At 64.2% G+C, this 22077-nt stretch carries 20 protein-coding genes and 1 tRNA gene; 13 read left to right on the top strand and 8 right to left on the bottom strand.

Translation table 11 applies throughout. From position 1 onward, the window contains the following. A complete protein-coding gene (locus GQO94_RS16375) occupies window positions 1–939 on the bottom strand; it encodes a cell division protein FtsX (RefSeq protein ID WP_408636647.1) in 939 nt (312 codons plus the stop codon). Next, entirely contained in the window at window positions 936–1658 is a 723-nt protein-coding gene (gene ftsE, locus GQO94_RS16380) for a cell division ATP-binding protein FtsE (protein ID WP_156842512.1), read from the bottom strand. Before ftsE ends, GQO94_RS16375 begins: the two co-directional genes overlap by 4 nt. Before the next feature lie 171 nt (window positions 1659–1829). Here ftsE and GQO94_RS16385 point away from each other — a divergent pair, with 171 nt between their 5' ends. The 4 genes from GQO94_RS16385 to GQO94_RS16400 all read left to right on the top strand — a co-directional run bounded on the left by GQO94_RS16385 (window position 1830) and on the right by GQO94_RS16400 (window position 4220). Beyond that, window positions 1830–2759 carry an MJ0042-type zinc finger domain-containing protein gene (locus GQO94_RS16385; RefSeq protein WP_156842557.1) on the top strand — a complete coding sequence of 310 codons (930 nt, stop codon included), beginning with the start codon at window positions 1830–1832 and terminating at the stop codon, window positions 2757–2759. 131 nt (window positions 2760–2890) lie between these two features. Continuing rightward, window positions 2891–2977 (top strand) — tRNA-Leu (locus GQO94_RS16390). 209 nt (window positions 2978–3186) lie between these two features. After that, window positions 3187–3519 (top strand): DUF6481 family protein, encoded by a 333-nt coding sequence (locus GQO94_RS16395; RefSeq protein WP_156842513.1) that lies wholly within the window; start codon window positions 3187–3189, stop codon window positions 3517–3519. Window positions 3520–3548: 29 nt separating this feature from the next. Then, a complete protein-coding gene (locus GQO94_RS16400; protein WP_156842514.1) occupies window positions 3549–4220 on the top strand; it encodes a spermine/spermidine synthase domain-containing protein in 672 nt (223 codons plus the stop codon). 89 nt (window positions 4221–4309) lie between these two features. Here the strand turns inward: GQO94_RS16400 and GQO94_RS20825 are convergent, their stop codons facing one another. Beyond that, the gene (locus GQO94_RS20825) at window positions 4310–4498 is read right to left on the bottom strand and encodes a hypothetical protein (RefSeq protein WP_198046003.1); all 189 of its coding nucleotides are present in this window, start codon (window positions 4496–4498) and stop codon (window positions 4310–4312) included. Window positions 4499–4519: 21 nt separating this feature from the next. On the opposite strand from GQO94_RS20825, the gene GQO94_RS20830 reads away from it, so the two are divergent. From GQO94_RS20830 to GQO94_RS16420, 4 genes are all read left to right on the top strand, one after another. Next, a complete protein-coding gene (locus tag GQO94_RS20830; RefSeq protein ID WP_198046004.1) occupies window positions 4520–4786 on the top strand; it encodes a hypothetical protein in 267 nt (88 codons plus the stop codon). 96 nt (window positions 4787–4882) lie between these two features. After that, window positions 4883–5395, top strand: a complete 513-nt coding sequence (locus GQO94_RS16410; protein WP_232332975.1) for a GAF domain-containing protein — start codon at window positions 4883–4885, stop codon at window positions 5393–5395. A 3-nt stretch (window positions 5396–5398) separates the two neighbouring features. Further along, window positions 5399–8233 (top strand): PAS domain S-box protein, encoded by a 2835-nt coding sequence (locus GQO94_RS16415; protein WP_156842516.1) that lies wholly within the window; start codon window positions 5399–5401, stop codon window positions 8231–8233. Then, complete coding sequence (locus GQO94_RS16420) at window positions 8218–9723, top strand: ATP-binding protein (protein ID WP_156842517.1); 1506 nt, start codon at window positions 8218–8220, stop codon at window positions 9721–9723. Before GQO94_RS16415 ends, GQO94_RS16420 begins: the two co-directional genes overlap by 16 nt. Window positions 9724–9761: 38 nt before the next feature. Here GQO94_RS16420 and GQO94_RS16425 read toward each other — a convergent pair whose 3' ends face one another. Genes GQO94_RS16425 through GQO94_RS16440 form a run of 4 tightly spaced genes read right to left on the bottom strand, consistent with a single transcriptional unit; the run spans window position 9762 to window position 13643 of the window. Continuing rightward, on the bottom strand, window positions 9762–11183 hold the full coding sequence (locus tag GQO94_RS16425) for a glycosyltransferase family 2 protein (protein WP_156842518.1): 1422 nt from the start codon (window positions 11181–11183) through the stop codon (window positions 9762–9764). Continuing rightward, a complete protein-coding gene (locus GQO94_RS16430) occupies window positions 11183–12154 on the bottom strand; it encodes a HEAT repeat domain-containing protein (RefSeq protein ID WP_156842519.1) in 972 nt (323 codons plus the stop codon). The genes GQO94_RS16425 and GQO94_RS16430 overlap by 1 nt, the downstream gene beginning before the upstream one ends. Beyond that, entirely contained in the window at window positions 12155–13267 is a 1113-nt protein-coding gene (locus tag GQO94_RS16435) for a YaiO family outer membrane beta-barrel protein (protein ID WP_156842520.1), read from the bottom strand. After that, window positions 13260–13643: a response regulator transcription factor gene (locus GQO94_RS16440; RefSeq protein WP_156842521.1), complete on the bottom strand. Its 384-nt coding sequence runs from the start codon at window positions 13641–13643 to the stop codon at window positions 13260–13262. The genes GQO94_RS16435 and GQO94_RS16440 overlap by 8 nt, the downstream gene beginning before the upstream one ends. 368 nt (window positions 13644–14011) lie before the next feature. On the opposite strand from GQO94_RS16440, the gene GQO94_RS16445 reads away from it, so the two are divergent. Further along, entirely contained in the window at window positions 14012–15763 is a 1752-nt protein-coding gene (locus GQO94_RS16445; RefSeq protein WP_156842522.1) for a response regulator, read from the top strand. Here GQO94_RS16445 and GQO94_RS16450 read toward each other — a convergent pair. Then, on the bottom strand, window positions 15757–17184 hold the full coding sequence (locus GQO94_RS16450) for a WecB/TagA/CpsF family glycosyltransferase (RefSeq protein WP_156842523.1): 1428 nt from the start codon (window positions 17182–17184) through the stop codon (window positions 15757–15759). The genes GQO94_RS16445 and GQO94_RS16450 overlap by 7 nt on opposite strands. 366 nt (window positions 17185–17550) lie before the next feature. On the opposite strand from GQO94_RS16450, the gene GQO94_RS16455 reads away from it, so the two are divergent. From GQO94_RS16455 to GQO94_RS16470, 4 genes are read left to right on the top strand one after another with little or no spacing between them, the layout of a single operon-like run. Next, complete coding sequence (locus tag GQO94_RS16455; protein ID WP_232332976.1) at window positions 17551–18744, top strand: oligosaccharide flippase family protein; 1194 nt, start codon at window positions 17551–17553, stop codon at window positions 18742–18744. 16 nt (window positions 18745–18760) lie between these two features. Then, window positions 18761–19690 (top strand): glycosyltransferase family 2 protein, encoded by a 930-nt coding sequence (locus GQO94_RS16460; RefSeq protein WP_156842525.1) that lies wholly within the window; start codon window positions 18761–18763, stop codon window positions 19688–19690. 26 nt (window positions 19691–19716) lie between these two features. Further along, window positions 19717–20706, top strand: coding sequence for a glycosyltransferase family 2 protein (locus GQO94_RS16465; protein ID WP_156842526.1), 990 nt, complete (start codon window positions 19717–19719; stop codon window positions 20704–20706). After that, window positions 20703–21740, top strand: coding sequence for a glycosyltransferase family 4 protein (locus GQO94_RS16470; protein ID WP_156842527.1), 1038 nt, complete (start codon window positions 20703–20705; stop codon window positions 21738–21740). Before GQO94_RS16465 ends, GQO94_RS16470 begins: the two co-directional genes overlap by 4 nt. Window positions 21741–22077: the final 337 nt, after the last annotated feature.

Genomic DNA, 22077 nt, shown 5'->3' on the forward strand with positions numbered 1-22077 from the left:
TTACAGCATCTTGCGCAATGTGCGAATGACGGTGATGCGGGCCGTCACCATCGCGAGCAGCGTCGTAACGACCGGAACCAGCGCCAGCAGCAGCCAATCGACCAGGCCGAGCGCGCCGTTGTCGACCATGCCCGCGCCGAGCCCCGAGAACCGGCGTCCGAGCGCGAGGATGACCGCCGCGGCGAGAACCAGCCCGACCACGCCGCCGCCCAGCGCGTCGACCCCGATCGAACGCTGAAAGACGCGCGCGATTTGTCCGTCGGTTCCGCCCAGCAAGTGCACGATCTCGATCGTTTCGCGGTTCGTGCCCAAGGCCGTGCGCGCCGCCAGCAGCACGGCCGCCGCAAGGGCTACGAACAGTAAGGCGACCAGGGCTATGGCCAGCCACTGCAGCGAGGTGATGGCCGCGAACACCGGGCGCAGCCAGTTCGCTTGCGCATCGATCCGGGCCGAAGGCGCGACCGGGCGCAAGCGCTGTTCGACCTCGCGCAATCGCTGCTGCGTCGCCGTGCCGTCGAGACGCACGTCGATCAGGGCCGGGACCGGGACGCTGTCCCCCGCCGTGCCGCCGATGTCCTCGCCGAGCCAGGGTTCGATCAGCGCATCGACTTCTTCGCGTGGCACGCGGCGAAGGGAGACGACGCCGGGCATGTCCTGCAGTGCTGCCAGTGCCGCCTCGGCCTGCGCATCGCGTTCTTCCTCGCGCGCTTCGACCAGTTGCACGGTCAACCCGCCTTCGAGCTCGGCGCGCGCGGAACTCACCGCGTTGCCTAGCGCAAGACCGGCGGCGAGCGCGATCACGGTCAACGCCACCATGATCGCTATCACCCAGGGCATCGGTCCGGACAAGCGCGACTGCGGCACGATTTCGGAGCCGCCCCCGCTGAACGTGCGCCGCCCGCGGCTGACCACCGCGCCGATGCTGGTCGGCCGGCTCACCGCCCGGCCCTTCGCGGCGGATAGCGCAAGGCCCCGGTGGGATCGAACAGCCGTCCGTTGTCGAGCCGCATGATCAGGGACTCGGGCACTTTCCTGAGCAAGTGAACGTCGTGAGTCGCGACCACCACGGTGGTGCCCTGGCGATTGAGCGCTTCGAACAAGCGCAGCAGCTTGATCGCCATGTCGGGATCGACGTTGCCGGTCGGCTCGTCCGCGACCAGCATCTGCGGTCGTCCGATGATCGCGCGCGCGATCGCGACGCGCTGTTGCTCGCCGCCCGAAAGCGTCGCGGGCCGCGCGTTCATCCGCCCGGCGAGCCCCACCCATTCGAGCATGTCCGATACCGGCTTGTGCAGTTCCGCATCGGTGAAACCCGAAACCCGCAGCGGCAGCGCCACGTTGTCGTAAGCCGAAAGGTGCGAGACGAGCCGGAAGTCCTGGAAGACGACGCCGATCCGGCGCCGCAGTTCGGGCAGCTTGCCCCGGGGCAGAGTAATGGCGTCCGAGCCGAACATACGAATGGCCCCGCGCGATGGGCGCAGCGAAAGATAGAGCAGCTTGAGCAGCGACGTCTTGCCGGCCCCGCTCGCGCCGGTGAGGAAGTAGAAACTGCCGGGATAGAGCGTGAACGACAAGTCGCTCAGGACCTCGCGGTCGGTGCCGTAGCGCAGGCCGACGTTGTCGAACTGGACGATCTCGGTGTCGGCCCCCTGTGTCATCGCCCCGAACTCAATACCCATCCTTAACCGCATGTCGCTTTACGTTAACGGACCTGTCGCGAATGCCGAGCTGTCCCATAGACAGCAATGAATGTGGAAAAAAGGCAGTCTTGCGCTCCGCCCACAGCCGTGCCGCTTGTCGGCCATGCAACAGTCATGTTTAAGCCAGACATGATCTTGACTTGCCCGGCCTGTTCCACGCGTTACGCGGTCCCCGATAGCGCGATCGGTATAGACGGGCGGACCGTGCGCTGCGCCAAGTGCCGCCACAGCTGGTTCCAGGAAGGGCCGCAGCTGGCCGAGGCCGAGACCCCGCCGTCCCGCGACGCGCCGCGTCAGGAGGCACCGGTCCGTCGGGAGGCACAGGATGCAGCCCCTGCCGCGCCACCCGCCCCCGCCCGTTCGGGCTCGCCCTCACCTTCGCCGTCGCCGAACGATGCCGCGGCCCGGCCGGCTCCGACTGCACCCCCGACAGCGCCGCCGGTCGCAGAGCCGCCATCCGTTGCCGATATGCCGCACGAGCCGGAGCAAGAGCCGGCTCCCTCCTTCGATTCGGCCCCGTCGCGGATTCCTGAGGGCGCCGAACCCCCTCGGGTCTACGACGACACCGAAGCTTTCACGTATTCCGACGAAGGCCCGTCCAGCTTCGATTACGCGCCACCGTTCCGTCCTCGGCGCAACTGGGCTCGGATCGGCACTTACCTCGCAGTCATATTCGGCGTCGTGACGCTGGGTCTCGCGGCGGTGGTCGCCTGGAGCGGCGTGCCGGATTGGATGCCGATCCCGCGCCCCACGTTCGCCGAGGCGCAGCGCGACTTGCAGCTCGATTTCCCGCGCAACCGGCAGGACAAGCGGACCCTGCCGAACGGCACCGAGTTTTTCGGCGCAAGCGGTACGGTGACCAATGTGGGCAGCGAAACCCGCACGGTGCCGACTATTCTCATCGTGCTGCGCGACGCCCGCAACCGCGTGGTCTACAGCTGGGAAGTGGTGCCGCCGCGCCGCACTTTGCGCCCGGGCGAATCGATCAAGATCAACGAGGCCGTCACCGACGTGCCCAAGGCGGCCGTCGTCGCCGAGATCGGCTGGAAGCCCGCCTGACCGGGCGGCTGGAGACGGCCGCAAAAACAATTCCGACATTGCGACCATGAGTGCTTGCAGCCCTGAACGTCGCTTGCTAAGGGCGCGCTCCTGCCTTGGGGCCGGTCCTTTTTCCGGACCCCGATGATTTAGCGGTCGTGGCGGAATTGGTAGACGCGCAACGTTGAGGTCGTTGTGGGCGAAAGCCCGTGGAAGTTCGAGTCTTCTCGACCGCACCAGGCAGTCCAAGTCGAACTTGGCACAGTATCGGGCAAGGCCGTTCTTCGGCACCCGCCACTGGCTGGGTTAAGAACCGGAAATTGCGGGCCCCGAAGTGCCGGTAGCCAGCAGTGCGAAGTCGGTTTGCGAATATTCGGACCCCTGGCCCCCTTCCCCGCTTCTTTCCGTATGGCCCGCCAGAACGGGCGTGGTGCTGAAGCGAGGAACGATGGCGAAGTACAAAGAACCCGGAGTGAACGACAGGGTGAACGCGGCCCAGGCCGCGCGCGCCAAGGCGCTGGCAATGCTCAAGGCCAAGCCCGCCCCCGATCCGGCCGAACAGGCCGCGCTGCGCGCCAAGGCCGCTGAGCGCGAAGCCGCACTGGCCGCCAAGCGCGAAGCTGCAAAGGCCGAACGCGAAGCCCGCCAGGCCCAGGCCAAGGCGGAAAAACAGGCCCGCGCCGAAGCCGAAGCGGCTCGCAAGGCCAAGCCCAAGCTGACCGAAGCCGAGCGCAAGGCCGCTCGCGACGCGCGCTATGCCGCGCGCAAGGCCCGCAAATAGCCTCGCTCAGCGAAAGCGGGTCCGACCCGATGGACGGTCACGAGTGGATCGCGACCGCCCATGTGCCCGACGGCGTCGAGATGCGCCTGATGCAACGCGAGGACGAGTTCACGATCCTGCTCGCCAATGCCGAGCTCATGAGCACGCGGGCCAGCACTTCGGAAGCCGCGCTTGCCAGCATGACCTTCGCCCGTCTGGGCGCACGCGTCGGGGCCGAATGGCTGATCGGCGGCTACGGCATGGGTTACACGCTGCGCGCCGCGCTTGCCGTGATCGGTTCCGATGCCAATGTGATCGTCGCCGAGATCGTGCCCGAGATCATCGCCTGGGCCCACGGGCCGATGCACAAGCTGACCGCCGGCTGCCTCGATGATCCCAGAATCATGCTCGTCAACGAAGACGTCGCGATGCTGATCGGCGCGGCGCGACAGGCTTACGATGCGATCCTGCTCGATGTCGACAACGGTCCGGACGGCCTTTCGCGCCCCGCCAACGACAATCTCTACGATCGCGCCGGTCTCAGGGCCGCGATGAATGCCCTGCGCCCCCGCGGCATTCTCGCCGTCTGGTCCGCCTACCCGGATCCCGCCTTTGCATTGAGGCTCGGCGACGCCGGGTTCGAAGTGCACGAAACCATGATCTACGAAACCGACGAAACCGGTGCCGCCAGTCACGTCATCTGGTTCGCCCAGAAGCCGTAGACGACTGGGTCAAAGCGGCCCGGCAACGGGCCGCTTCCAGCAACAATCCCAAACGTTCGCTCGCTGGCGCCATCTGCCCAGGCTGCCCTTCATTTGCGAGCCCCCTCCGGTGTTTTCCCGATGGGGCCGCAATCCTTACGCAACGCCTTGATGCGATGGATCGGCATGAGAAAGTTGCGTTTGGGTCCGCCGCGATGAATCCGCTCGTTTTGTATGCTGAGACGAAGCGGAGCCTGGAAGCCGCCATCGGGGCGAGCGATGATCTTCTTCATCTCCATGCCGGGCTGCTGATACTGGTCGTGGCGACCGTGCTGTTCGGGCGCGGCGTGGGATCGCGGCTGCCGATCGCGATGGTTTACCTTCTCGCCCTCGTTAACGAATCGATGGATGCGCTGTGCGCGAGTCCGGAAGCCCGTGGCTGGGAGCCGGCCGTCGATGTCGCCAACACGGTGCTCTGGCCGACCTTGCTGTTTTGTCTGGCGCGGCGTCACCGGCGCGCGATTCGGCCCGTAAAGCCGGGTAGCGAAGAGTATTTTCGCGAGAAGTATCTCCGGGGCCAAACGTAGCGCGCGTCTCGCCGTGCGCGGTCGGCGCCCGATCTAGGCATCGATCATCGAGTTAAATGTTTTGCAACCCAAAGGCTTTAACGAATGAGAGGGGAAATGGCAGGATTCAGTATGCGCGACGACGAACTCAAGCGGCTTCAAACGCTCCACGGCTATCGTCTGCTCGACACACCTCCCGAGCCTGAATTCGACGAGATCGTCCTGCGGGCCGCAGAGCGCTTCAAAGTGCCGATCGCGCTCCTGTCTCTGGTCGATACGCATCGGCAGTGGTTCAAGGCGAAAGTCGGCATCGACGCGCGCGAAACGCCCCGTTCGGTCTCGTTCTGCGCTCATGCGATCGAGGATTCCGGCGTGATGGTGGTGAGCGATGCCACTCTCGACGAACGGTTCCACGCCAACCCTCTGGTGACCGGCGACCCCGGGATCCGCTTTTACGCCGGTGCCCCGGTAATCGCGGAAGACGGGTCCAAATTGGGCACGATCTGCGTGATCGACCGAGAACCGCGGCATGAATTCGACGATTGCGAAAAAGAAGAATTGCGCAAATTATCGGCCGAACTGACCCAATTGCTGATTTCCAGAAAGGGCACGCCATACGGCGGCGGATGATGCATGTTCGAGCGAGCGATCGTCCCCGAGGATGATGTTAAGACCCCGGCCGCGGTTTTCAGCCGTGTAAGCCGGGCTCCCCAGCACTACGCGATGCAAGTCGTTCTGCTGGCGATCGGGTACGCGCTGCTGGGCTGGGTCGGCCAGAAACTCGCGCCGCCGCCGGGATACGCCTCGCTCATCTGGCCCGCTTCGGGCTTGGCGATCGCAGGCCTTATTGCGTTCGGACGTCGCGCCTGGCCCGGTGTCTTCCTGGGCGCGCTGTTCATCAACAGCATGTCGGTCAATTCGCAAGCGCTTCTTGCCGACGTCACGGTAATCCTCAGCACTGCCTGCATTGCGGCGGGTGCGACCGTGCAGGCCCTTGTCGCGCAGCACTGTCTCAAGGCGCGCGCCGGCTATCCGCTCCGGCTTTCCGGTGCCTTGCACACGGTTCGCCTCGTCCTGCTAATCGGTCCGCTCAGTTGCCTCATTTCGGCGACGGTCGGCAGCGCAACCCTTTATGCCACCGGTGTGCTGTCGCCCCAGGCGCTGCCCAGCTTCTGGCTGAGCTGGTGGTTGGGGGATGTCGGCGGCGTCATCATCGTTCTGCCGCTGTGTCTGCTGGCTCCGGGAAACCGCGACAAGGTTTGGTGGCGCGGCGATGCGCTTTCCCCTTTTTCTACCGCGGCGTTTGCCGCAATTCTGATCCTGCTTGGCGGCACTCTGACAGCCTGGCGATTGAACACGGAAGCCGCCTATCAGCGAAACCTGACATCTTTCGATGCGCTGACCACCGATAGCCAGCAGGCGCTTACCTACAGGATGCAATCCTATGCCAGGGCGCTCAACGGCGCGGCGGCTCTGTTCGAAGCATCGGAGAACGTCAGTGCGGACCAATGGCGCACATATGTCACGACCCTGAATCTCTCGCAGAACCTGCCCGGCATTCAAGGGCTCGGACTGATCATGCCGGTGCGCGCTGGCCAAGAAAGCCGATTCCTCGACAGCTTCGCCGAGCGCGGCTTCGAGGACTTGCGCATCCATCCGGTGACGTCGCGAGCCGAAAAGTTCGTCATCGTGGCCATCGAGCCCAGAGCGCAGAACGTCGAAGCGCTCGGCCTCGACATCGCTTTCGAACAGAGCCGCCGGGAAGCCGCGCTGCATGCGCGCGACACCGGCCAGCCCACGATCACCAAGCGCGTCCTGCTGGTGCAGGACAAGACCGAAAGCCCGGGCTTCCTCTTGCTACGCCCGCTTTACCGATCAGGAATGCCGACTTCGACGATCGAACAGCGGCGGGCGGCGTTCGACGGGTGGATATACGCCCCCTTCATTGCTCCACGTTTCATGGATGCCTTGACCGCAAGCCAGGACGCCTTGTTCGATATCACGATCTACGATGGATCGCGCGTCGATCCCGACCGCCTGATTTTCAGCAGTATGCCAGCCGATCGTCGGGCCAAGCCGTCCAAATACGCCATCCAGCGCACTTTCGAGGTGATGGAACAGCCGTGGACGGTGGTATGGACCAGTAAACCGGCTTTCGTTCGCTCGGCGACCACGAACGAGGCGAATCTGGTCTTGGGTGGCGGCCTCATTCTCACCGTCCTGTTTGCCGGATTGCTGCTCGCCAGTTCGCGTCGCGAGGCTTCTACCCGCCAGCAAGTCGAGCAGCGCACGAGGGAATTGGAGCACACCGTCGCCGCACTGGCGGAGAGCGAACGCAACTTCGGCGATCTGGCGGGCCTTTCGCCCGCAGGGATTTTCCGAACCGATCCTTACGGGTTCTGCAGCTACGTCAACGAAGCCTGGCTCGAGGCCACCGGACTGAGCGCGTCCGAAGCTCTCGGAGCCGGATGGCTGAATGCGGTTCATCCCGAAGCACGGCCACGGGTGCGGCAGAAATGGCTCAGCGCGGTCGACGCGGTGGAGCCGTTGCGCATGGAAGTGCAGTTCTTGGCGGCCAACGGCGTCAATCACTGGGTGGACCTCATCGCCGCCCCGCGGCTCGACAATAACGGCGACGTCGAAGGTTTCATCGGCGTCGGTATCGACATTACCGAGCACAAACATGCGGTCGACGCTCTGCGGGAGAGTGAGCAACGCTTCCAGTCGCTGGCGAGTTTCGCCCCCGCGGCCATTTTCCGTACGAAGGCGGATGGCGCGTGCAGCTATGTAAACCCGGCGTGGTGCCGGATGGCCGGGCTGACCGAAGACGAAGCTCTAGGCCACGGTTGGCACAAGGCCATCCATCCCGACGACGCGAAGCGGCTCGTGACGGATTGGGGGCAGGCTGTTCAGGATGGCGCGCTCTATCGCGGCGAGTTCCGCTGGCTCCACCAGAACGGCACGGTCACCTGGGTCGATGCCATCGCCAAGCCGCAAGTGAACGATGCAGGCGTCCTGCAAGGCTATATCGGCGTCGCTATCGACATCACCGAGCGCAAGCAATTCGAAATGGCTATCGCCGAACGCGACGAACAGCTGGCCCTGCTCGCGCAGCACGCAACCGATGCCGTGTTCCGCATCGGGCTCGATTATCGCTGCATCTATGCGTCGCCGTCGGTGAAGGAGGTGCTTGGAGTCGAGCCCAACAGTGTGATCGGCGAGCCGGCTTTCGCGCTGGTCCATCCCGAGGATAAAGCCAAGGTCTATTCCGCCTTCGGCAATCTGCGCTCGGCAAAGTCGACCGGATCGTGGTCGCGTACAGATCGAGAGTCCACAAGACCGCCCATGAATATCGATGGTTCGAAGCCACAGCCGCGCTCGTGCGGGATGCGAAACTCGATACGCCTAAAGAGATCTCCACCTCGGTCCGCGACATCGGTGATCGCAAGAAAATGGAATTCGACCTGATTTCAGCACGCCGGCACGCGGAAGCGGCGACGGCTGCCAAGGCGACGTTCCTGGCCAACATGAGTCACGAGATCCGCACGCCGATGAATGGCGTGATCGGTTTCACCGATATGTTGCTGGAAGGAGACCTGACGCCCGAACAGCGCGAAAGTGCGCAGCTCATCGCCGAATCCGGCCGCGCGATGATGCAGATTCTCAACGACATTCTCGATATTTCCAAGATCGATGCCGGTCAGATGAAGATCGTCAGGGAGCCCGTCGACCTGCGCCATACGTTTGAATCGTGCATGGGTTTGCTCGAACCCACCGCGCGGCAAAAAGGGCTGAAGTTCGATTATTCGATAGACGAGGACGTGCCGACCTCGGTTCTGGTCGACAAGTTGCGTATGCGGCAGATCCTCACCAATCTGGCCGGAAACGCGATCAAGTTCACCGCGACGGGCTCGGTCCGGTCGCGCGTCTCGATCGAAAGCCTGCCTGGCGGCCAGGAGATCTTGAACATCGCCGTCGAGGATACGGGGATCGGCATCCCCGAAGACCGGCTGGAAGCCATTTTCCGCGAATTCAGCCAAGGCGACGACTCCACGGCAAGGGAATTCGGCGGAACCGGTCTCGGTCTCACGATCAGCAGCCAGCTTGCCAAGCTGATGGACGGCGAATTGCAAGTCAGTAGTGTCGCGGGGCAAGGCTCGGTCTTCACCTTGCGCATCCCCCTGCTGCGCGTCGAAACCGGCGTCCCGAATAAGGCCACGCCCGGAAGCGAGCAGCAGATCGACTTCGCCCGCCGCCCCCGCATCCTCGTCGCGGAGGATCACGACATCAACCAGGTCCTGATCCTTTCGATGGGCAAGCGGATGAACCTCGCGCTGTCGATCGCCGCGAATGGCCAGGAAGCCGTGCGGATGGTTCACGAGGCGAAAGCGAACGGGAAGCCATACGACTTGCTGCTCATGGACGTGCAGATGCCGGTCATGGATGGTCTCGAAGCGACGGCCATGCTGCGCAAGGACGGCATCACGGCCGAGGAACTGCCGATCCTGGCGCAGACGGCGAACGCTTATCGCGAAGATGTCGAACGGTGCCTCGATGCCGGAATGCAGGATCATCTCGCCAAGCCGATCCGCGTCCAGGAGCTGAAGGCCGCCATTCACAAATGGATGCCGAACAGGGTGCCAGAAGCGCTGGAGACGACGACTGCCAAGGAAGAGTCCGCCGACTTCGAACAGGCGCTGCGCCAGCGCTACCTCGATCGGCGGGACAAGACGATCGAGGCGCTGTCGCGTCTGGACTGCGACGAACCGCCGGCTCGCCAGGAGATCGAGACCGTCGCGCAAATGCTGCATAAGCTGGCCGGCTCTGCGGGCATGTTCGGTGAAGACAAGCTCGGCGAGATCGCGGCGAAGCATGAGAAAGTTCTGCTCGCAGCCGATCCCGACACATTGCGAGACACCGTGCGCAACGCCGCCCGCGCCTTGGCCGATCCGGCATGATCGCGCTCGTTCGAGAGGATCGTCGTCCGCGAGAGTGACTAGGCGTTGAACCCGACGCGCGGCACTGGCGACCAGGCCGTCTCGCCGCGAAAGTGGCGTTTGATGCCGACCAGCCGGAAGACGAGATTGATCTGGCGATAGCCGAAGTTCTCGACCACTGCGGCCACGGAAATGCGAAACAGATCCCGCGCTGTCGGCGTGCGTTTCAGCTGCGATTCCTCTAGCGCTAGCGTTCCCACGCTCAGCCCGGTCCCCATGACGAACGTGAGGAACAGATAGGCCAGTGCGGCCTGTCCGGACAGGATCCCGAATGCGTAGGCGACGGGGAACACGAAATAGCCGATCAGTTCGGATGGGGGACCGATGACGTCCTCCAGCACGAGCTGCGGCATCATCACGAGGCCGATGCGGCCATAGCGGCGATTGAACAGCATCGACCGGTGCAGACCGACGGTTTCCAGCGCGCCTTGTTGCCACCGCGCTCGCTGATTGCGCAGGCCGCCCAGTGTCACGGGTGCTTCGGTCCAGCACACGATTTCGGGGACGAAGCCGATCGAGTAAGGCTCCTGCTTGTCCCGCATATGGCGGTGCAGCCGGACGACGAGTTCGAGGTCCTCGCCCAGGACATCGTGGCGATAGCCACCGACCTCGATCAGCTTGTCGCGCCGAAACAGACCGAACGCGCCGGAGATCAGCATGAGCGCGTTGAAGTGCGCGTTCGCGACCCGGTTGGTGAGAAAGGCGCGCAGATACTCGATCACCTGGAAACGCGGGATCCAAGCCCGAGGCACGCCGATCTTGCGCAAGGATCCGCCTTTGATTTCGCACCCGTTCGCGATCCGGATCGCCCCGCCGACCGCAACGAGCGAGCCGTCATCGGCCATGAAGGGCTCGGCCGATCGGAGCAGCCCGTCCGGCTCGATGATGGAATCGGCATCGATGATGCAGACCAGGGGCGTGGTGGCAAACCCGATTCCGGCATTTGCCGCGTCCGCCTTTCGCCCGTTCTCCTTGTCGATCACCACCAGGTTCGGGTGGGTTGCCGAACGATCCGTGCCCAGGATCTTCGTCACCTGCATTTCCGCCACCTGAACCATGGACGCAGGTTCCAGAGAGAAAGCGGTGATAAGCGTTTCCAGCGTCGCATCGGTGGAACCGTCATTCACCACGATGACCTCGTGGTGCGGATATTCGAGCGCCAGCAGCGCGCGCACGCTGTCGGTGATGGACAGTGCTTCGTTGAAGGCCGGCGCCACGACGGTGATGGGTGGTGCCAGATCGGCATAACGCGACCACAAGTCGATCGAGCGACTGGCAGGCGGTACCCTGGTGTAGAAGACGTAGGCCGCGACCAGCAATTGCCCCAGGCTGATCAGATTGCGCAGCGTGACGATGAGAAAGCAGCTCCAGGCCAGGCCCAGAATGAGCATGGAGACCCAGACGAGCCAGGGATCCTGCATTACGCCCGCTTCTGAGCGGGGGCTGCGGGCTTCAATCGCGCGAGCGCCTGGCCGGCCTGCATCGCCACCCAGCGGGACGAATCCTGTTCGAGCCGGAGCAACTCTTCGATCGCCTGACGAAGCCCGAGCGCGCTGCAGACTTTGGCCGCGCGGGCCCGGACCGATTCATCATGGTCGCGCAGCATCGCAATCACCCATTCGCCCCGGCCCGCATGACCGAGTTGAGCGGTGGCCTGCAATGCGGCATTGCGGACGAGAGGATGTTCATCGCGACTAGCCTCGCACAATGTGGCCAGAACGTCGAGTTGTCCGCTCCAACCGAGCGCATCGATGAGGAGCATGCGCAACTGCGCGGGTAGGTCTCCATCCAGCACGTCCAGGATCTCGGGCGTCCTGACTGGCGCGAGCGAGCGCATGATCGCGCGATGAAGCGGCGTCGGCGGCGTTTCGTACAAGTTCAGCAGCGATATCGTATCGCGCAAGGAGGGCAAGCGATCCAGGCGCGCCAATGCTCCTGCCGCTTCCAGGCGCACGGATGGGGCCGGATCGGTCGCCATGACAGTGGCAAGAGCGTCCGTACACAATCGGCTGCCGAACCCCTCCAGCATCCGAATAGCGATTACCCGCGCGGTGGGGCGCGGGTTCTGGGTCCTTACCAGCGCCGCGTCGAACAGGCCTTCGGATTCGACGAGACGCAGCAGGCGCTGGCCTTCTTCTCCGCGCAAGAGCTTCAGCAAGTGGGTAACCGCCTGGAGCCTGGCTGCGCGCGACCACGCCGCTTTTGGCGCGGTTTCGTCTGCCTGAGCGCCACCTGCGCAGTGCTGCAGATAGTGCCGGGTAATGTCGCGCTGGATTGCCTCGCGCCGGCTTGCGGTGCGTTCGTCGCGCCAGCGTCGCAAGATGAGCCATGCCATGTAGGCGGACATGGCCAGCGAGATGACGGCGGATATATAGGTGACGGCCTGGACCATCTAGCCACCAAACCGCCAGCTCAGTCCGAGCACGGCACCGTCCCTCGTATAAGTACGGCTGCGCCTTTCGTGTTCGGCCGATACCCGCAGCGTCACTCTGTCCGAAATCGGAACGCTGATCCCGCCGTAAAGCGCGCGCACTTCGCGCGTAATGCCGGCTTCGGTATCGGGGTAGGATGCGGCTCCCAGAAACAGCGAGGAAGCGCCTGGCCCCAGGGCATCGGCACGCAGCGATGCTCCGGCCTTGGCGCGCGTGTCCTTTTGAAGCAGCACGATCGCCTGGCCAGTAAGGCTCAAACCCGGGGTCGCCGCAATGCGAAGCGCAGGCCGGATCGAGCCGACGGTGGTGTCGCTGTACTGCGCATAGCGCACGTCGAGGAGAGCCGTCGCCTTCGCACCCAAGGGCACGGCACCGCCGGCGGAGACGCCCCATTCCTCGCGGAAGTCCGCAGACGGAGTCCATGCAGCCTCGAGGTATGCCGAACCGCCACCCAGGCGGCGATCGAGCCGCACGGCGATCCGGGTATCGGCGCGCGCGCGCTGCTCGCGGATTGCCGAGACCGAAAGCGTGCTGGCCCCGAACTGTCGAAAGCCATCGATGCCGAAGCTTTCCCAGGTGTCGGCAACGCCGCTGCGAAGCTTGATCCGAGACAGACCCGCGAAGACGCCGAGACCCTGGCGGTTTCGCGAAGGCCCGCCCTGAGCTTGTGCGTTGTCGATCGATCGCAGAACCTGATCGAGCTCGGGATATGCGGGACTTTCGGCAGCGACCATCTCGGCTTGCCGGCGCGCTGCGTCACGCTGGTTCGACCACAGGAGAATACGGGCCCGCGCGAGCCGGATGTCGTTGTCTCGCGGTGCCAAAGCGAGCGCCTCGTCGATGGTCGCGAGCGCAAGGGGCAAATCACCGGATGCGGCTTGGGCGACAGCCAGGCGCCGCAACAGATCGGCATCGGCGGGCGAAGCGGAAAGCGCTTTTTCGAGGATCGCGATCGCTTGTTGCGGATCGCCGTCCTTCAGGGCGCGCTGCGAATCCTCGCGAGCCGATTCCTGCGCGCCGGCGGGGCTAGCGAACAAAGCCAGAGAGGCTAGCGCGGCAAACCCGCTACGCATCGGCCGGGTTGGAGATGACGAGGAGTTTGTCCACTCTCGCCAACAGCTCCTCGGGGATGAACGGTTTGGTGATATATTCGCTGGCACCGCCTCGCAAAGCGCTGACGATGTCCTCCTGCTCCTTGCGCGCCGTGAGCACCAGCACAGGAACATTCGCGAGTTGCGGGTCCGCTTTGAACGCCCGCAGTACCTCGGGTCCCGAAAGGACCGGCATCATCGAATCGAGCACCACCAGATCGGGTGTGCGAGCACGCGCCTGTGCCAGGGCCGCTTCGCCGTCTGCAACGGTTACAACCTCGTGACCAGCTGTTTCGAGCCGAAATTGCACGAGGTCGGCGAGAATGTCGTCATCGTCTGCGACAAGGATGTAAGCCATTTGTACCTCGGTGATAAGGGACAGTGATTGCTAGGGAATCACTGCCAAGATAAAGTTAAGTTGACCGTAATTTTTGGCCAGCAGAGTCCGGATTGGCCGCGGATCGGAGGTGGCCGTGCTTGGCAGTGAGTTACCGTTGAAAACATGGACGGACAGCGAGCGCTCTTGTCGCGAACGCACCATCCGATGCGACAGGGGCCGGTTCGAGTTACACGCGGATTGCAAAACCCATTAGAAAGCCGTCCAATTGGCTCGCTTGCGAAACGCTGCGAAAGACCGGTGAAGACAAGCAAGGCCCTGGGGGTGCACGAAATGCGGCGACGGCCGAAGCGGCCGAACCAGCCTTCGGGAACGGATGGAGATTGGGAATGCAGAGCTCGTGGACCGAATTGCCGCTCGAAGACCAAGTCGAGTTCCTGTCGCGCCGGCTGGAGCGCGCCACCAGAGCGCTCGACGATGCGGAAACGATGCTCGAGCAGCGCATGCGCGACCTGGCCCGCGCCAATGGCGAGCTCAGCAAGCGCGAAGGCGAACTGGTCGAGCGACTGAACATCGAGAACCGGCAGTTGCTCAGCGCGCAGCGGACGGCGCGAATGGCGACAATCTATGGCGACCCCGAGAGCGGTTATACGGTCTCCGCGCATTTGGCGGTCCTGCTGGGTCTGCCGCAAGGCTCCGCCGTGAACATGGAGCGTCTCATCGAAGCGATTCATCCGCTCGACAAGAAGCGGTTCCTGCGCGTCGCGGGCAACTTCTACGAGACGTTCGCTCCGGACATCGATCACACTTTCGAGCATCGGGTCATCCGCAACGACGGCGCGGTGCGCTGGTTCGAGTGGCACGTGCGGCGGGACAGTACATCCGACCTGGGCCGAATTCCCGTGTTCGGGTCCGTGCGCGACGTGACCGAGAGCCGTGCCAACGCGCGTCGGATCAAGGCCCTGCAATTGCGGGCCGAGCGTCGCATCGACCAACTGGACAGACTGACCGATGCACTGGCGCAAGCGCGGTTCGAAACCGAAGAGGCACTGGACAAGCGCAACCAGTTCATCTCCGATGTGGCGCATCGCATCCGCACGCCGATGGGCGGCTTGACCGGTGCGATGGAATTGCTGGCGCAGCGCTACCCCGGCGACGACATCGCCGGCAGAGCGCTCGAAGCCGCAGACAGTCTGGCCGCGATCGCCCACAGCCTGATCGAGGCGGCGGACGAAACCGGCCGTGACGACTTGGCCCTCGATGAGCCCGAAACATTCGAGCCGGGCGTTGCCGAAGCCGTCCGCGTGGAGTCGAATAGCTCCGATCGGCCGGATTCGTCCCTTCTGCGGACGATCGATGGGGAAGCGCCCAGGATTCTCCTTGCCGAGGATACCGAAAGCAACAGCTTCATCATCAGTCGCCTGGTCGAAAGTCTGGGAGGCGAGGTCGTGACCGTATTCAATGGCCGCGATGCCCTCGAAGCCGTCCGCAACGAGCCCTTCGACGCCGTGCTGATGGATGTGATGATGCCGGTGATGACGGGCGAAGAAGCTACCCGTGCCATCCGCGCTCTGCCGGGTCCGCGATCGGGCACGCCGATCATCGGTATCACCGCGCATAGCCTGCAGGCGGAGCGCAAGAGCCTGCTCGCCGCCGGGATGTCCGCCTGTCTCGTCAAGCCGATCCGGCGCGATGCGCTTGAAGCCGCCTTGCGCGAGGCTTTGGGAGCCGGCGCGGAGCCTTCGGGCGTCAGCGACGAGGCGTATGGAGCCAGCGGCGAGCCGGACGCGGCCGATGCGCTGTTCGATGTCGAGGCCTTCCTCGAATGCTTCCTCGTCCTGCCCCCGTCCTTTCGCGAGCGCATGCTTCAGGCCTTCACCAAGGATCTCACCACCAATGGCGAGCAATTGACGCTGGCCATCGAGGCGGGAGACGGGGACATGACGGACAAGGTTGCGCATAGGTTGAAAGGCATCTGTTTGAATGTCGGCGCGGTCGCGGTCGTGGAGGAACTCCGGAAACTGCGCGAAACGCCCCAGGAAGATCATGGCGCCCTGCTCGCCCCCTTGCGGGAGGTGATCGCCGCGACTCTGGCAGCCAGCGGCGATCTCTATCGAGACAGGGTGGCGCATGCTCAGTAGGCTCCCCGGCCGCTGACCACCGCCGGAACGGTGAGGGCCAGGAGGATGACGTCGGTCACGATCCCACGGCGGCGCAGGTACATGCGGTCCATGGCGACCTGACGCTTGAAGGGGATCTCGGCGCGGCCGCTGACCTGCCAGATGCAAGTGATACCGGGCTTGCCACCGAGCCGGCGCCAGCTCGAGCGGGTATAGGTCGCCACTTCGGACGGCAGCGCGGGGCGCGGTCCCACCAGCGACATCTCGCCGGTGAGCACGTTGATGAGCTGCGGCAATTCGTCGATCGAAGTCCGGCGGATGAACCGTCCGACGCGGGTGATCCGCGGATCGTGCTTCATCTTGAAGCACGTGTCGTCACGCTCGCTTTGCGCGAGCAGTTGCGCCCGGCGCTGTTCGGCATCGACGTACATCGAGCGGAACTTGATCATCTTGAAGTTGCGACCGCGCTCGCCGATCCGGGTTTGGCGGAAGAAGATCGGGCCGCCGTCCTCCAGCTTGATGGCGAGCGCCACCAGCAGGAACATCGGCATGAAGATCAACAGAGCAACCGTAGCGACCGCAAGGTCGAGCCCACGCCTGGCCGCAATAGAGGCCCGGTCGAAGACGCCACGACATTCGAGCGCGTGGTTGGCGGCATGCGCCAGGAAAATGGCGTTGCCGAGGAGATAGCGGTTGGCAAGGCGGCGCGGCTCCATCGCCAGACGCCAGACCCACTCGCAGCCCACGGCACGGACCGCCTTGGGCGCGCGCGCAATGCGGCCCGAGTAATAGTCGAACAGTCCGCCGACACCCAGGATGACGGGAACGTCGATGCGATGGCGATTGCGCGCGATCCACTTTTCCTGAAGCGGAACGCCGAGGCCGACGAACAGGATCGAGGCGCCCGAGCGATTGATGCGCTCGATCAGATGGTCCTCGTCCGCCGCGCTGAAAAAGCCGTGCCAAGTCCCCGAGATGTTGAGCTCGGGATAGGTGCGCGCAGCCCAGGCCGCCGCAGCATCGGCAATGCCGTGTCCGCCGCCGAGCAGGAAGATGCCCTGGCCCTGCTGTTCCGCCACCCGGCAGATCTCCGGGAAGAGATCGGTGCCATTGAGGTTTTCGCCCAGTTCAACGCCCGCCATCCGCGCGGCGATGGCCATGCCGCTGCCGTCAGGCAGAATACGGTCGCTCGACGCGAGCGCGCGGCTGTAATCCATGTCGCGATACATCGTGTTGATGCAGTGCGCATTGGCGAAGTTGATGGTGGTGGCCCGACCGCGAGCGGCCATCGTCACGATGTTGACGGCCATGTCTTCACGCTTGGCGTTGACGAGCTTCTGCCCGAACAGCGTGACGGTCTTTTCGGCACGAGTGCTGCCGAGCTTACTCAGCAGCGTCGCCACATCGACCGTGTCGAATTCACCGTTGTGATTGTACTTCATCGAACCACTCCATTGTTTCTCACCGAATGGCCCGACCTCAGCAACGGCTGTGCCAGTTACAAATCATCCTTTTTTATCAGATCTTTATAGACAAAGCGCGGCTAGCGGCGGCGCCCGTCCGATGGCGTATTCGCAATATGCGAGCAGCCTTTTTCGCAATCTGACCTAGTTTGCTCTCGCAAAATGCGAATTGCGTACCGCCGGTCGCCCAGATCGGGGACGATTTGCCCAAAGCGCCCGGAATTACGGGTTTGGCACGGATCTTGATGAGTTGGCATCAAACCAATTCGGGGATCGCGGCACATGCTCGCTCGTACATTTCAAAACAGATTGCCTGCCGGCCTCGCGCCGATCGCAAACGGGCTTGTGGCCTATGCGTCGGCGGAAGCGGCGACCCGCGTGGTGCGGATCCTCGCAATCCTGGTCATCGCGCGTCGCACGTCGCCCGAGCTGCTCGGCACCGCGGCCTTCGCGCTGACGCTGTTCGAATTGATCCGCGTGCTCGGCAATGCCGGCATCGGTCAGCGCATCATCGCTGCGACCGACGACGAACTTGCCGCTCTGTGTAACACCGCCAAACGCCTCTTCTGGGCGGTGTGCCTGGCCGTCGCCGCCATCCAACTAACGGTGGCGGCCGGGCTTTTCTTCATCGCCGGGCTCGACGAAGCGGCGCTGATGCTCGCCGTGCTCGCCGGGGTCTATATCTGCATGCCGCCGGGGCTGGTGCAGGTCTTCCTGCTGATGCGCGACGGCGAACTGCCCACCACCGCGCGGATCGGTGCGGCGCAGACCATGGCCGACCATTTCCTTACGGTCACGCTGGTTCTGATCTGGCCCACGGCCTGGGCGATCGTCCTGCCCAAGCTGCTGACCGCCCCCTTGTGGACCGTGCTCACGCGCCGTGCCCGCTCCTGGTCGAGCGATGCGGCCGCCGGCTACGCGCCGCTGCGTGAATTCGCCTCGTTCGGCCCTGCCATCCTCGGTTCGGAGCTGGTCGCGGCCCTGCGGATCCATGCCGACAAGCTGGTGATCGGCGCGCTGCTCGGCAGCGAAGCGCTGGGCCTCTACTATTTCGCGTTCAACGCAGGCCTGGGGATCACCCTGTCCTTCGTGGCGGCGTGCAACACCGTGATCTTCCCGATGCTCTGCAAGCAGTCCGGCGATCAGGATCGCGGCCGCCTGTTCCGCCAGTCCTTCGTGCTGAGCCTCGTCCTGCTGGCCCCGGTCGTGGCCGCCCAGGCGCTGCTCGCTCCCTACTACGTGCCGGTCGTATTCGGCGCCGAGTGGCTCGAAGCCGCGCCGTACATCGCGCTGCTGTCGCTCGCCGCGCTGCCGCTGTGCGCCGGCTCGCTGATCGGCGCCTGGCTGCGGGCCCGCAAGCAACCGCTTCACGAAACCGGCCTCGCGATCGCCGCGACGGTGGCGGGTCTCGCTGGCCTCGCGGCCGGCTCCACCCAGTCGCTGGCTGCGGCTTGCGCGGCCTACGCGGCGGGATTGGCCCTCGTCCTGCTCCCCGCCGCCTTCGTCCATTTCCACCAGACCAAAACTGCAACGTGCTGACCCAAGGAGAAGCCTGATGAAAACCCCTTATTTCTCCGTGATCGTTCCCGTCCACAATGCCGAAGCCACGATCGGCGAAGCGCTCCAGAGCGTGATGGCGCAAACGTTCGAGGACTTCGAAATCATCGCGATCGACGATGGTTCGACGGACGAAAGCGTGCGCAAGATGCTGCGCATTGCCGGCGCCAACAAGCGGATGCGCATGTTCGCCAAGAAGCAGGAAGGCGTTTCGGCGACCCGCAATCACGGCGCGCGCGTCGCTCGCGGCAAGTACCTCGCTTTCCTCGATGCGGACGACCGCTGGACCGCGGACAAGCTGGCTTGCCACAAGAAGCTGCACGATGAGGATCCCACGATCGAAGCGAGCTACGCGCAGATCGCGTTCCGCTCCGAGTGCAACGGCGAACTTGCAGACCCGATGACCTATTCGACGGTCCCGCAAGGAGCGCTCGATCTCCAGACGGTCCTGCCCGAGAACCCCGTGTGCACGACGTCGAACTTCGTGATTCAGCGCAAGACCTTCACCGAAATGGAAGGTTTCAAGGACGGCATGAACCATGCCGAGGATCAGGAATTCCTCGCCCGCTTCGTCGCCGAAGGCCGCAAGATCGTCGGCATCGACCGCTGGCTTGTCGACTATCGCATGAGCCCTGACGGTCTCTCGTGCAATTACGAGGCGATGCTGCGCGGCTGGCGCAGCCTGGCGGCGCAATATGCCGACCGCTTCGACATGCGTCAGGGTGAGGCGATCTACTGCCGGTATCTGTCGCGCCGCATCCTGCGCGCCGGCGGCTCCGCCAAGCTCGCCCGGCAGATGGCCTTCGACGGCATGCGGGCCGACTGGCGCGCCTTTTTCTCCGACACGCGTCGCGGCGCGCTCACGCTGAGCGCCGCCATCAGCAGCAGCCTGCTGCCGCAGCGCGTGCGCACTTCCGTTTTTGCCTGATTTCTTTCGTTCTAAGGAGAACTCCGATGACCAACCCCAAGATTTCCGTCGTGATGCCCGTCTACAACGTCGAGGCCTATGTCGGTGCAGCGATTGAATCGGTACTCATGCAGACGCTCGAGGAGTTTGAACTGATCGTCGTCGACGATGGCGGCCAGGACGGCTCGATGGACATCGTGCGCGCATTCGACGATCCACGCATCCGCATTGTCAGCCAGGCCAATCGTGGTCTCGCCGGAGCGCGCAATACCGGGATCGCCGCGGCCCGTTCCCCGTATATCGCACTGCTCGATTCCGACGATCGCTGGGACGCGGAAAAGCTGCGCCTGCACTACGTCCACCTCGAAGCCGATAAGTCGATCGGCGTGAGCTTTTCCGGCTCGCGCATGATCGACCGGTCCGGGAACGAGCTGGCCGTCGCCATGCGGCCCAAGCTGACCGGCATCCGGCCCGAGGACATCCTGCGCCGCAACCCGGTGGGCAATGGCAGCGCGGCGGTCCTGCGGAAGTCGGCCATCGACGCCGCGATGTTCTACCACCCGGAAGACATGGGCCGCCAGTGCTGGTTCGACGAGACCTTCCGGCAATCGGAAGACATCGAACTGTGGGTCCGTCTGGCGGCCGGTCACGGGGTGCGCTTCGAAGGCATCGCCGGCCAGTTGACCGAATATCGCATCATCGGCGGCGCGCTCTCGGCGAACGTGGCGAAGCAGTATCTGAGCTGGTGCGACATGCTCAAGAAGGCCACGGTCTATGCGCCCGAGCTGATCGCGCGCCATGGCGATACCGCCCGCGCCTATCAACTGCGCTATCTCGCGCGTCGCGCCGTCCAGCTTGGCGACGGTGAGCTTGCTGCGGACCTTTTCTCCCAGGCCGTCAGGCTGGAGCCGCGCATCCTCATCGCCGAGCCGCGCAAGAGCGCGACCACCGCTGGCGCCGTGGCTGCCGTGAAGCTGCTCGGCCGCGAGCGCTTCAGCGCGATCTCGCAACGCTATCTCAAGGAGGCGGCAGCGTGATCCAGGCCATTCATCTGCTTGACGACTTCGCCTTCGGCGGCGTTACTCGCGCCATAACCGTGTTCGGCCATGACAGCCTGACGAAGTTCGGCCGATCCAAGGTCGAGGTGGTCGGCGACGAAATGCTCGCCAAGCGTTATGACGCGCATCTGATCGTCACGCATTTTCCGCCCAGCTGGTCGCGCCTGCCGTTTCTCGCGTCGCTGCGCGCGCGCAATCCGAAAGCCCGTATCGTCCACGTCGAGCATACCTATACGAAGGGCTTTATGCAGGAACGCGTCGGTTCGCCGCGCCGCTTCCAGATGCTGCTACGGCTTGCCTATGCGCTGTATGACGAAGTCATCTGCGTTTCACGCGCGCAGCGGACCTGGCTTGCCGACACCATGGGAATACCCGGTACAAAGCTGCGGGTGATCCACCCGTGGTGCGGGCGCGAAACCTTGTCCTTGATCCCGGACCTCGCGCCGCTACACAATCGGCCCTTGCGCCTGCTGGCGTACGGCCGGTTTGCCGAGGAGAAGGGCTTCGTTCCGTTGATCGAAGCCGTCTCATATTTCAATGCGGACGAAGTCGAGCTGCAACTGGTCGGATCTGGCCCCGCCCTTGACGAAATGCGCAAGGCGGCGGAAGGGCACGCGAACATCCACTTCCGGGGCCGCATCGACGATCCCGCTGCATTTCTTGGAGACTGCGATGCCGTGATCGTGCCTTCGCGGTACGAAGCCTTCGGTCTCGTCGCCACCGAGGCGCGCATGGCCGGCCGCCCGATCCTGGTGGCCGATGTGGACGGGCTGCCGGAGCAAGTCGGCGCGGCTGGTCTGGCGCGATCGATGCGCACGCCGCTCGAGATTGCCGGCGCGATCGACGCGCTGATCGAGAGCTCCCTTTGCGAAATGGGCCAGGCGGGCCGGCGCGAGGTCGCCGGGCTCAAGAACCAGATCCTGGGAAGCTGGCAATCGCTGTACTCCAGGGCGAAGTCCCATCGGCGCGACGCGAATACGCGGTTCGACGTAAGGGAACTGCCGAACCGGTGACGAGGGAGAAGCCAGTTCGTCGAACCTCCGGGCGCCGCTCCTCTTGGGATGCGGCGCCTTTTCGCGTCTTGTGAAGCGCCTTTGCGAGGCAGTCTTTCCGGCACAACACGGGTGCCTGCCGCTCTAATCCGATGGCGGGCAATCGGACGACGAACCTCTCGTGCAAATGCGCGTGAACGGGATCGAAGCTGGCTCAGCCCAACTCGTCCCGCGACGGTTGTTCCTGTTTATAAGTGCAAGGTCCTAGTCACGTCTCACGATGCGCATACTGGCGGTCTTGCCTCAGGCAATTGCCCGTCACGACGCCAATCTATGTCTCGGTAGTCCGCTATGCTTG

The organism is Novosphingobium aquimarinum (assembly GCF_009746585.1).
GTDB lineage: Bacteria > Pseudomonadota > Alphaproteobacteria > Sphingomonadales > Sphingomonadaceae > Novosphingobium > Novosphingobium aquimarinum.

Coding starts and splice junctions, on each gene's coding strand:
- ftsE (WP_156842512.1), bottom strand. CDS start 1,658: ATGACACAGGGGGCCGACACCGAGATCGTCCAGTTCGACAACGTCGGC.
- GQO94_RS16385 (WP_156842557.1), top strand. CDS start 1,830: ATGATCTTGACTTGCCCGGCCTGTTCCACGCGTTACGCGGTCCCCGAT.
- GQO94_RS16395 (WP_156842513.1), top strand. CDS start 3,187: ATGGCGAAGTACAAAGAACCCGGAGTGAACGACAGGGTGAACGCGGCC.
- GQO94_RS16400 (WP_156842514.1), top strand. CDS start 3,549: ATGGACGGTCACGAGTGGATCGCGACCGCCCATGTGCCCGACGGCGTC.
- GQO94_RS20825 (WP_198046003.1), bottom strand. CDS start 4,498: ATGGAGATGAAGAAGATCATCGCTCGCCCCGATGGCGGCTTCCAGGCT.
- GQO94_RS16410 (WP_232332975.1), top strand. CDS start 4,883: ATGGCAGGATTCAGTATGCGCGACGACGAACTCAAGCGGCTTCAAACG.
- GQO94_RS16415 (WP_156842516.1), top strand. CDS start 5,399: ATGTTCGAGCGAGCGATCGTCCCCGAGGATGATGTTAAGACCCCGGCC.
- GQO94_RS16420 (WP_156842517.1), top strand. CDS start 8,218: ATGGAATTCGACCTGATTTCAGCACGCCGGCACGCGGAAGCGGCGACG.
- GQO94_RS16425 (WP_156842518.1), bottom strand. CDS start 11,183: ATGCAGGATCCCTGGCTCGTCTGGGTCTCCATGCTCATTCTGGGCCTG.
- GQO94_RS16430 (WP_156842519.1), bottom strand. CDS start 12,154: ATGGTCCAGGCCGTCACCTATATATCCGCCGTCATCTCGCTGGCCATG.
- GQO94_RS16435 (WP_156842520.1), bottom strand. CDS start 13,267: ATGCGTAGCGGGTTTGCCGCGCTAGCCTCTCTGGCTTTGTTCGCTAGC.
- GQO94_RS16440 (WP_156842521.1), bottom strand. CDS start 13,643: ATGGCTTACATCCTTGTCGCAGACGATGACGACATTCTCGCCGACCTC.
- GQO94_RS16445 (WP_156842522.1), top strand. CDS start 14,012: ATGCAGAGCTCGTGGACCGAATTGCCGCTCGAAGACCAAGTCGAGTTC.
- GQO94_RS16450 (WP_156842523.1), bottom strand. CDS start 17,184: ATGAAGTACAATCACAACGGTGAATTCGACACGGTCGATGTGGCGACG.
- GQO94_RS16460 (WP_156842525.1), top strand. CDS start 18,761: ATGAAAACCCCTTATTTCTCCGTGATCGTTCCCGTCCACAATGCCGAA.
- GQO94_RS16465 (WP_156842526.1), top strand. CDS start 19,717: ATGACCAACCCCAAGATTTCCGTCGTGATGCCCGTCTACAACGTCGAG.